Source organism: Pseudomonas sp. 5Ae-yellow (assembly GCF_014077575.1).
GTDB classification, from domain to species: domain Bacteria; phylum Pseudomonadota; class Gammaproteobacteria; order Pseudomonadales; family Pseudomonadaceae; genus Halopseudomonas; species Halopseudomonas neustonica.
Genome location: NZ_JACGWE010000022.1, coordinates 1 through 10,316 on the forward strand (window position 1 = coordinate 1; position 10,316 = coordinate 10,316).

Annotated in this window: 8 protein-coding genes; 5 read left to right on the forward strand and 3 right to left on the reverse strand. The window is 57.4% G+C overall.

What is annotated here, in order from left to right; all coding sequences use genetic code 11:
• Positions 1-160 precede the first annotated feature (160 nt).
• Together H4J77_RS13265 and hsdR are read left to right on the forward strand one after the other, a co-directional pair.
• Complete coding sequence (locus H4J77_RS13265; RefSeq protein ID WP_310734979.1) at positions 161-1,126, forward strand: restriction endonuclease subunit S; 966 nt, start codon at positions 161-163, stop codon at positions 1,124-1,126.
• 71 nt (positions 1,127-1,197) lie between these two features.
• A complete protein-coding gene (gene hsdR / locus H4J77_RS13270; RefSeq protein WP_182248797.1) occupies positions 1,198-3,759 on the forward strand; it encodes an EcoAI/FtnUII family type I restriction enzme subunit R in 2,562 nt (853 codons plus the stop codon).
• Between the two features lie 96 nt (positions 3,760-3,855).
• Here the strand turns inward: hsdR and H4J77_RS13275 are convergent, their stop codons facing one another.
• Positions 3,856-4,743: an alpha/beta fold hydrolase gene (locus tag H4J77_RS13275; RefSeq protein ID WP_182248798.1), complete on the reverse strand. Its 888-nt coding sequence runs from the start codon at positions 4,741-4,743 to the stop codon at positions 3,856-3,858.
• Positions 4,744-5,025: 282 nt separating this feature from the next.
• Between H4J77_RS13275 and ppnN the strand changes: the two genes are divergently transcribed.
• On the forward strand, positions 5,026-6,399 hold the full coding sequence (gene ppnN, locus H4J77_RS13280; protein ID WP_182248799.1) for a nucleotide 5'-monophosphate nucleosidase PpnN: 1,374 nt from the start codon (positions 5,026-5,028) through the stop codon (positions 6,397-6,399).
• Between the two features lie 185 nt (positions 6,400-6,584).
• On the opposite strand, the gene H4J77_RS13285 is transcribed toward ppnN, so the two are convergent.
• Complete coding sequence (locus H4J77_RS13285) at positions 6,585-7,574, reverse strand: bile acid:sodium symporter family protein (RefSeq protein ID WP_182248800.1); 990 nt, start codon at positions 7,572-7,574, stop codon at positions 6,585-6,587.
• Positions 7,575-7,667: 93 nt separating this feature from the next.
• Between H4J77_RS13285 and H4J77_RS13290 the strand changes: the two genes are divergently transcribed.
• Positions 7,668-8,498 carry a helix-turn-helix transcriptional regulator gene (locus H4J77_RS13290; protein WP_182248801.1) on the forward strand — a complete coding sequence of 277 codons (831 nt, stop codon included), beginning with the start codon at positions 7,668-7,670 and terminating at the stop codon, positions 8,496-8,498.
• Here H4J77_RS13290 and H4J77_RS13295 read toward each other — a convergent pair.
• On the reverse strand, positions 8,495-8,893 hold the full coding sequence (locus tag H4J77_RS13295) for a nuclear transport factor 2 family protein (RefSeq protein ID WP_182248802.1): 399 nt from the start codon (positions 8,891-8,893) through the stop codon (positions 8,495-8,497). The genes H4J77_RS13290 and H4J77_RS13295 overlap by 4 nt on opposite strands.
• 196 nt (positions 8,894-9,089) lie before the next feature.
• Here H4J77_RS13295 and H4J77_RS13300 point away from each other — a divergent pair, with 196 nt between their 5' ends.
• Positions 9,090-10,277: an ABC transporter substrate-binding protein gene (locus tag H4J77_RS13300; protein ID WP_182248803.1), complete on the forward strand. Its 1,188-nt coding sequence runs from the start codon at positions 9,090-9,092 to the stop codon at positions 10,275-10,277.
• Positions 10,278-10,316: the final 39 nt, after the last annotated feature.

Consider the following 10,316-nt stretch of genomic DNA (forward strand, 5'->3'; position numbering starts at 1 on the left):
TGGAAAGCCGCTATGAACCAGTTTGCGATCCTGTATGAAGATCGTTTCACCAGGCCAACCTGGTAAGTGAAGGCCTACCTGATGGCAGGCCGTTAAGAGCCCGAACACAAAAAACCTGACAGTCCCAGCGATCGTTCCCCCGTCTATACCCCGAGGAATTATCAATCAAGCGCTATTAAAGCTTAGTCCCAGCGAGACCTTAGATGCTCAATTCTTAAAGCTTTGGATGGAAAGTCAAAATTTTCAAGAGCAAATCGAGTCATTATCGCAAGGCGTAGCTATTCAAAATATGGCATCAGTTAAAATACTGAAAGAAATTAAGGTGCCAGCCCCGACAATACCCGAACAAAAACGCATCGTCGCCATACTCGACCAGGCCTTTGCCGACATCGACAAAGCTCGCGCCTTAACCGAACAAAACCTCAAGAATGCCCGCGAACTGTTCGAAAGCTATTTGCAGCAGGTGTTTAGCCAGCGTGGGGTGGGGTGGGTTGACACCACTCTCGGGTCTGTTTGTGACTTTCAAAATGGCTTTGCGTTCAAAAGCAGAGATGCAATTTCCAATTCCAACACACAATTAATTCGCATGGGAAATTTGTATAAAAATATTCTCGATCTGAATAGAAAACCATCGTTTTATCCTGACTCCTTCTTTAAAGAATACAGTCAGTTTGCGTTGGATAGCGGTGACTTGATCATCTCTTTAACGGGAACTGTCGGCAAGGAAGATTATGGTTTTACTGTCGAAATACCTAACACCGAAAGAAACCTGCTTTTAAATCAGCGAATAGCCAAGATTATAAAAATTGATTATTCAAAAATAGATAAGCGGTTCCTGCTTAGAACGCTCCGCTCAAGAGGTTTCCTGGATGAGCTTTATTCAACGGCGAATGGTACTCGTCAAGCAAATCTATCAACTGTAACTATGCGTGAGATTCCAATTTTGCTTCCTCCTATAGAGCAGCAACAGAAAATTTGTGACGATCTGGAGAGGGTAGAATTTAAGGTTAAAGAACTGAAGAGCATTTACTCTAATAAATTGAAAAATCTAGGCGAATTAAAAAAGTCTTTGCTTCAAAAAACCTTCTCCGGTGAACTGACCAAAGGCAGCGAGGTGGCGGTCTGATGATTCACTCCACTTATTCAATTAAAAACCGAGCCCACTAGCCAAGACTCAGACGCAGGGATGCATTACTTATGACCATGAACGAAGCCGATACCAGAGCCAACCTGATCGACCCCAAACTGGTCGCGGCGGGCTGGGGGCTGGTGGAACACAGCTATATCCGCCGTGAGTGGTCGATTACCCAGGGCCGGATCATCGGCCGCGGCAAGCGTGCTTCGGCACTGAGCAGTGATTATGTGCTGGAGTATCAGGGCCGCAAGCTGGCGGCGATTGAGGCCAAGAAAGAGAGCCTGAGTTATACCGAGGGCGTGCGCCAGGCCAAAGACTACGCCCAGCGCCTGCAGTGCCGCTTTGGCTACGCCACCAACGGCCACGATATCTACCAGATGGATATGCTCACCGGTGAAGAAAAGCTGGTAGAGCGCTTTTTAAGCCCGGATGAGCTGTGGCAGCTGACCTTTGACCCCAGCCATAAACCCGGCGCCCTGCCCGAGCCGGACTTTGCCGCCGTGTGGCGCCAGCGCTTTGCCCAGATTCCCTTTGAGTGTAAAGGCGACTGGCAGCCCCGCTACTATCAGGAAAACGCCATCAACAACGCGCTGGAAGCCATCGCTCAGGGCCGGCAGCGTATTCTGTTGACGCTCGCTACCGGCACCGGCAAAACCTGCATCGCCTTTCAAGCCGCCTGGAAACTGTTCCACAGTCGCTGGAGCCTGCACGCGCAAACCCACCCCGCTGCCGCCAAAAAACGCCCGCGCATTCTGTTTCTGGCCGACCGCAACGTACTGGCCAATCAGGCGTTTAACGACTTTGGCCCCTTTGGTGAAGATGCCATTGTGCGCATTGAACCGGGCGAGGTAAAAAAACTGGGCGCGGTGCCCAAGAATGCCAGCGTTTTCTTTACCATCTTCCAGACCTTTATGAGCGGGCCGGAAGACGAGCACGGCAACAAGACGCCCTACTTCGGCCAATACCCCGAAGACTTCTTCGACTTCATCATCATCGACGAGTGTCACCGTGGCGGCGCCAACGACGAGAGCAGCTGGCGCGATATTCTTGATTACTTCGCCCCCGCCGTGCAGCTGGGCCTGACCGCCACGCCCAAGCGCACGGTGAATGCCGATACCTACAGCTACTTTGGCGAGCCGGTTTACAGCTACGCCCTGAAAGAAGGCATTAACGACGGCTTTCTCACGCCGTTCAAGGTGCTGCCCATCGTCGGCACCCTGGACGAGTACGTTTATACCCCCGGAGACGGCGTGGTAATCAAGGGCCAGCCGGAACCGGGCCGCATCTACAAAGAGGCGGACTTCAACCGCATTATCACCATCCCCCAGCGCGAGCAGATGCGCGTGCGCTACTGGATGGATCGCATCAACCCGCATGACAAAACCATCGTCTTCTGCGCCACCCAGGAACACGCCGGCATGGTGCGGGACTTTATTAACCAGTACGCGGTAGAGAAGAAATGGACCAGCAACCCCGGCTACTGCGTGCGCGTGACTGCCAACGATGGCAGCGCCGGGGAGAGTGACCTGAAGGTATTTCAGGACAACGAAAAAACCATCCCCACCATTCTCACCACCTCGCGCAAACTCTCCACCGGCGTGGATGCCCGCAACGTGCGCAATATCGTGCTGATGCGCCCCTGCAACAACATGATCGAGTTCAAACAAATCATCGGTCGCGGCACCCGTCTGTACGACGGCAAGGACTATTTCACCATTTACGACTTCGTCAAAGCCCACTACAACTTTGCCGACCCGGCGTGGGATGGCGAGCCGCTGCCGCCAGAAGGTAAAGACTGCGCAACCTGCGGCCACAACCCCTGCTCCTGCCCCAAAGAGCCCTGCGCTATTTGTGGCTTTAATCCCTGTGACTGCGTAACGGCCTGCCCGGTTTGTGAGCAGGCGCCCTGCCGCTGCCCAGCAGCAGGCTGCGCGGAATGTGGGCACAACCCTTGTGTGTGTGCCGGTCAGCCATGCGCGGTATGCGGTGCATCCCCCTGCGCGTGCGATAAACCTGAGAAACTGGTTATTCATCTGAGCGACGGCAAAACGCGCAGCATCAAACACATCGCCTCGGCGCTGTACTGGAGCCCCGAGGGCAAGCCGATTACCGCCAGGGAATTTATCGAGCGTTTGTTTGGCGAGATTCCCCAGTTCTTCAGCGACGAAGACCAACTGCGCCAGATATGGAGCGACCCTACCACTCGCGAGAAGCTGCTCGAAGACCTGAGTGAGGCCGGTTACGGCGAAGAACAGCTGGACAGCATGAAAGAACTCATCGACGCCAAAGACAGCGACGTCTACGACGTGCTGGCCTACGTGGCCTATGCCGCCGAAACCCACACCCGCACAGAGCGGGTACACAGCGCCAAACCCGCCATCGCTCAGGCCTACAGCAACTACAAACAGCAGGAATTCATCGATTTTGTGCTGAGCAAATACATCGAAGACGGTGTAGCGGAGTTATCACCGAAAAAGATGCGCAGCCTGATCGAGCTGAAATACAACACCATCAGCGATGCGGCGAGTGAATTGGGCTCAACGGCAACGATCCGCGAGACCTTTCTGGGCTTTCAAAGGCTGCTTTACGCAGCGCAGAGCCAGGATAAAAACCAGCGGACCTGACGCCACAGCTGTGTTGACGTTCCGACGGCCTGCCGCCGGAAAGCAGTGTAAGCGGCGCTGGCCAATATAGCGGCAGCGCCCGCCCCGCGCAGCCGGTTACCCCCGGCGCGCCAACCATTGCTGCAACCGCGCCGTGACCGCTGGGGCATGATCATGCTGAATGAAATGCGCAGCCTCTGGCAGGGTGTAAATATCCAGCTCATTGTCGACCCACTGCCACACGTCATTCAGGCCAGCGGGCAGCGCGTAGGGGTCCTGCAGGCCATGCATCAGCAGGGTGGGTGCGTGCACCTTGGGCGGCGGCGCGGCGTGCTGACGGCAGGGTGGCGTCGGCCAGTTCACTCGGTAGTAATTGAGCATGCCATTGAGCGATGAGTTATCCATGGCCTGCTGCTGCCGCGTCTTGAAGGCGGGGTCGTTGACCCAGGCCGCCAAACGCTCACGGGGGAACTGCAGGTGCGACTGCGGATGACTGAACAACTTCACGTATTCGCTGGCTTTCTGCTGCGCCGGGTTGCTGGCCAGCTCACGTGAAATTGCCCACGGGTGCGGCATGTTCAGTACTACCAGCGACTCGACAATCGCTGGCGCGTCCATTGCCACATGCCAGGCCACGAAGCCGCCCCAATCGTGGCCGATGATGGTCGCCCGTTCAGCGTCCTCATGGCTGACCACCGCTTGTACATCCATGACCAGTTCGCTGACGGCATAAGCCTGTTGCTCAGCGGGCTGGTCGCTCAGGTTGTAGCCACGCATGTCGAGCGCCACCACGCGATAGTCCGCGCGCAGCTTGTCCATCACCTGCCACCAGCCCAGCCAGTGATCGGGAAAGCCGTGCAAGAAAACCAGTAATGGGCCGGCGCCAGCCGCGGCGTAATGGATGCGCACGCGGTCGTTCAGGGCGTAATGGTGCTCAACCACGGCCTCGAAGGCGCAGAGTGCGGCGTGCGTGTCGGCCAAGGGTAATGCTGCGATGGTATTCATAATGACTCCTGGTCTGAGGGTGAACCCTGCCCTACCGGCAGAACCCAACAGATCGCCGACCACTGACCCCACCACGCGCAGCATGACAGGTCACGACAACCATTGAATTATGATCATCATTTAACAACTCTCTCCTGTCAACCCGCACGCAACCCGCCAGCACAGCGTGCCAGAACCATTGCTTTCCAGCCCGCCAGCCATAGACAATGCAAACATCACCGCCAGCGCCTGTCGCGCACTCGCACCCACAGGCCATTGCGATCGTTACCTCAGGAATACCGCATGCCAGCAAAGAACGTTATCAATGCCTCAGTCAGCCCCAAGGGCAGCCTGGAAACCCTATCGCAACGTGAAGTACAACAGCTCAGCGCCGCCGGCTCCGGCAGTACCTATCGCCTGTTTCGTCAGTGCGCACTGGCGATCCTCAATACTGGCGCCCATGTGGATAACGCCAAGACTATTCTCGAAGCCTACGAGGATTTCGACGTCTATATTCACCAGCAGGATCGGGGTGTTCGCCTGGAGTTGGTAAACGCACCGGCCGATGCCTTCGTCGATGGCCAGATGATCGCCAGCACCCGCGAGATGCTGTTCAGCGCGCTGCGCGATATCGTCTACACCGAGAGCGAGCTGGAAAGCCAGCGTATTGATCTGAGCAGCTCCGAAGGCATCACCGATTACGTCTTCCACCTGCTGCGCAACGCACGCACGCTGCGCCCGGCCGTAGAACCAAAAATGGTGGTGTGCTGGGGCGGTCATTCGATCAGCACTGAAGAGTACAAGTACACCAAGAAGGTCGGCCACGAGCTAGGGCTGCGTAGCCTGGATATCTGCACCGGCTGCGGGCCGGGCGTGATGAAGGGCCCAATGAAGGGCGCCACCATCGCCCACGCCAAACAGCGGATTCTGGAAGGTCGTTATCTGGGCCTGACCGAGCCGGGCATCATTGCCGCCGAAGCGCCCAACCCGATCGTCAACGAACTGGTTATTCTGCCGGACATAGAGAAGCGCCTGGAGGCCTTCGTACGCGTGGGCCACGGCATCATCATCTTCCCCGGCGGCGCCGGCACGGCCGAGGAGTTTCTCTACCTGCTGGGGATCTTGATGCACCCGGCCAATAAAGAGCTGCCTTTCCCGGTCATTCTGACCGGCCCGACCAGTGCCAAAGCCTACCTGCAACAACTGCACGAATTTGTCGGCGCGACCTTGGGTGAGTCTGCGCAACAGCACTATCAGATGATCATCGACGACCCGGCGGAAGTAGCACGGCAAATGACCCGGGGTCTGCGTGATGTCGAGGGCTTCCGCCGCGAACGTAACGACGCCTTTCACTTCAACTGGCTACTGCGTATTGAGGAAAGCTTTCAGCGTCCCTTCGACCCAACCCACGAAAACATGGCCAGCCTGCAACTAAGCCGTGACCTGCCCCCACACGAATTGGCCGCCAACCTGCGCCGCGCCTTTTCCGGCATAGTCGCCGGCAACGTGAAGGACAAAGGTATTCGCCGCATCGAGCAGCATGGACCATACGAGATTCATGGCGATGCAGCGGTAATGCAGCCGCTAGACCGCCTACTGCAGGCGTTCGTCAGTCAACACCGGATGAAGCTGCCGGGCGGCGCTGACTATGTGCCCTGTTATCGGGTGGTCAGTTAGCTTTCAGCTGGAAGCTGGAAGCTTTCAGCTGGAAGAGTAGAGTCTGGCGCCTCGCTGAAAGCGAGTGACATTAGTCCACATTTTGGTGTTTCTTGCGATAATTCCCTCGAGTGAGTGCTCGAGGGAATTCAAAACCAACTCGACCGGTGCGGGTTTAAGCTTCTAGCTTCTAGCTCGCCGGCCCCTCAGACTTCCGCCAGCGGCGCTTCTACCTCAGGTCGCCGGGCATAACGCTCGGCCAGCACTGAACACACCATCAACTGAATCTGGTGAAACAGCATCAGCGGCAGAATCAGCGCGCCAATGGCACCCCCCGCAAACAGCACCTGGGCCATGGGCACGCCAGTCGCCAGGCTCTTTTTTGAGCCGGCGAACAGTATGGTGATGCGATCCTCGGTATTGAACCCGGCGCGGCGGGCCAGAAAGCTGACAATAAGCAGCACCAGCGCCAGCAGCAGACAGCACGCCACCACCAGACCAGCCAGTTGAACCAGTGGCACCTGCTGCCAGATACCCTCCACCACTGCGTGGCTAAAGGCACCAAACACCACCAACAAAATGGAGCCCTGGTCCACCGACTTGAGCCAACCCTTGTTGCGGGTAACCCAGTCACCAATCCAGCGACGGGCGATCTGACCGGCAATAAAGGGCAGCAGCAATTGCACCACGATCTTGCCGATGGCATCCAGCGTATTGGATTCGCCCGCCTGGGCACCAATCATCAGCAACACTAGCAAGGGCGTCACAAAGATGCCCAGCAGACTGGAGGTGGCCGCGCTACAGACGGCGGCGGCAACATTACCGCGTGCCAATGAGGTAAAAGCGATGGCCGATTGCACAGTGGCCGGCAAAGCGCAGAGAAACAGCAGGCCCAGATAGAGTTCATCGCCTACCAGCGGTAGCAACACCGGTTTAAGACCCAGCCCGAGTAACGGAAACAACAGGAAGGTGCAGCCAAACACCAGCAAATGCAGGCGCCAATGGCCCATACCGGCAATAATCGCCTGGCGCGACAGCTTGGCGCCATGCATAAAGAACAGCAGCGCAATAGCCGCATTGGTTAGCCCATCAAAGGCCACCGCTGCCTGGCCGCTGACCGGAAACAGGCTCGCGGCGATAACCACTGCAATCAGACACAGGGTCATGTTGTCGGGGAGAAAACGGGGTCTGGCCATAATCAACTCTCTTTTTATGATGGGGCTTGCCACTGCACAAGGCCGAAGTTTACTGTCTACCATCACGACCGACTAACGCGATCTGACCACACAATGTCGAGAAACGGACAAAGCCTACCAATCCATCGTGCGGTACCCGCCTTAGGTAGCTTGCCGAGGCCGCTCTACGCCCGAGTGGAATCCTTGCAGCGCAGCGCCGCAACGGAGTGGCATAGCCATCCCTGGGCGCAGTTATCCTACGCAATTCGCGGGGTGCTTTCGGTGCATACGCAACGCGGGCGTTTTCTCGCGCCTCCGCAACGGGCGATTCTGGTGCCGCCTGATTTGCCGCACGCGGTGATCAGCTCGCCAGCAACCGAAATGCGCAGCCTGTACATCGACCGCAGCGCCATCCCTTGGGCAGCCAGCCACTGCAAGGTGCTGGAGATTAACCCGTTGACCCGCGAGTTGATCAGTCAATTTGGTGGCCTGCCTGCCGAGTACGACGAGCACAGCGCAGACGGGCGCCTGGTTGCGGTGCTGTTGGACCAGTTGCAGGCAGCCGCCGAATCCGGGCTTTATCTGCCCTGGCCGGCTGATCCGCGCCTGCAACCATTGTGCGAGGCGCTGTATGAGACACCTGATCTACCGCACAGGTTAGCCGACTGGGCCAGCCACCTGGCGCTGTCGGAAAAAACCCTGACACGTCTGTTCCAGCAGCACACCGGCCTCACTTTCCGCGCTTGGCGCCAGCGCCTGCGACTGCTCAGCGCCCTGCCCCTGCTGCAACAGGGAGAGCGAGTAACCGATGTAGCACTGGCCTGCGGCTACGACTCCACCTCAGCGTTTATTGCCGCCTTCCGCAAACACCTGGGCGTCACGCCCAGCGCCTTTGGTGATCTGCCCGACCATGTGCAGCAACCGCTCAGCGCGCCGCAGCGTTAGGGTTTGGCGACCTCGGGCGCGAGAATCCACTCGGCGCTGTCATTCCAGACATCCATACGCGTGATCTTGCCGTCTCGCACCTCAAATCGGTCCAGATAGCGGTTACCGCTGAAGCTGCTGCCATCGGGCCATTCGCCGTAGAGCGTGCCGTTGGAGTACACCACGGTGTAATCGGCGTGCTCGGTCCAGTCAAACTGGCCCAGTTCTTTCTTTACCCAGTTATAGCGCGCGGCATTGAATGCGGTGATCTCCGTCGCCGACGGCATGACCCGGCCTCCGGTAAAGGTGATGCGCACATCACTACTCATATAGGTAGCCGCCTTGACGGGGTCTGGCGCCATAGATGCCGCCAGAAAATCGTTCACAATCTGTACTGCTTTATTTTCAGAACTCATTGCCTGCCTCTTCTTGAATCAATGTGTGACCCAGCTGGATGCTGTTGTCCATTGCCTGCATTCAGTGCACAACGCACCACGTGAGTGCGAAAAAACGCAGAAAGCCTGCAAAAAACGCCGTTTTATCCGCTTTTTAAGCATGGCCTCCATTTTGCTAGCAAATATCGTACAAATGCTAGCCATCCAGGAGAAACACATGTTCAAGCTACTCAAACCACTGCGCCGCCGCTGGCCTCAGGCCGCTGCTGTCACTGCTTTAAGCCTGCTGGTACTGAGCCCGGCACAAGCCGCCGAGGCAATAAAGGTGGGCCTGGTTGCCGCGCTGTCGGGCCAATCTGCCAAGTCGGGTGAGGCGCTGACCCGTGGCCTGACCATTGCCATCGACGAAATCAACGCCGCTGGTGGCATCCTCGGCCAGCCCGTTGAGCTGATCCGCCGCGATGACGAAAGCAACCCGGCCAAGGGCATGCTGGCCGCCCGTGAACTAATACAGCGGGAAGAGGTAACCGTGCTTTTTGGTGGCCTGGATACGCCGGTTTCCCTGGCTATTGTGCCACTGGCCAACCAGATGAAAGTGCCATTCATGGGTATTTGGGCTGCTGGCACCGGCATCACGCAGAACGGCGCCGCAGATAATTACGTGTTCCGCGTTTCAGCCATGGATGAGATCGTCGATGAAGCCTTGGTGCAATACGGCATTGATGAATACAACATGCAGAAGCCAGGCATGCTGCTGATCAACAACCCCTGGGGTGAATCCAACGAAAAGGGCTTTCGCCATGCGCTGGAAACCCGCGACATGCCTTACGCCGGTATCGAACGGATCGAGTCCAGCGACCTGGATGTCATCCCCCAGCTGACCCGCCTGAAAAACGCCGGTGCCGATACCCTGCTGATGGTTGGCAACGTTGGCCCCTCCGCGCAAGTGGTCAAGTCGCTCGACCGCATGGAGTGGGACGTACCCGTGGTCTCGCACTGGGGTCCGGCCGGTGGCCGTTTCAGTGAGCTGGCCGGTCCCAATGCCAGCCGTGTGCACTTCATCCAGACCTATGTGTTTACCGACCACAACAGTGCCAAGGGTGACCAGGTGCTAAGCGCACTGAAATCCACTTACCCCGAGATAGAAACGCTGGCTGACATCACCCCTGCTGTGGGTATCGCCAACGCCTACGACGGTATGCACCTGGCGGCACTGGCGATCGAAAAGGCCGGCAACACTGAGGGCACTGCGGTACGCGATGGGTTCTATGCGATTGACGAGTACCAAGGCCTGATCAAGGACTATAAGCAGCCATTCACAGCCGAGCAGCACGACGCGCTGGGGCCGCAGGATTACATCTTCACCCACTTTGTCGACGGCAGCATCGTTCCAGTCAAACCCTGACCGGTAAACCGTAATCCGGTGGCGCGCACTACCTGGCGC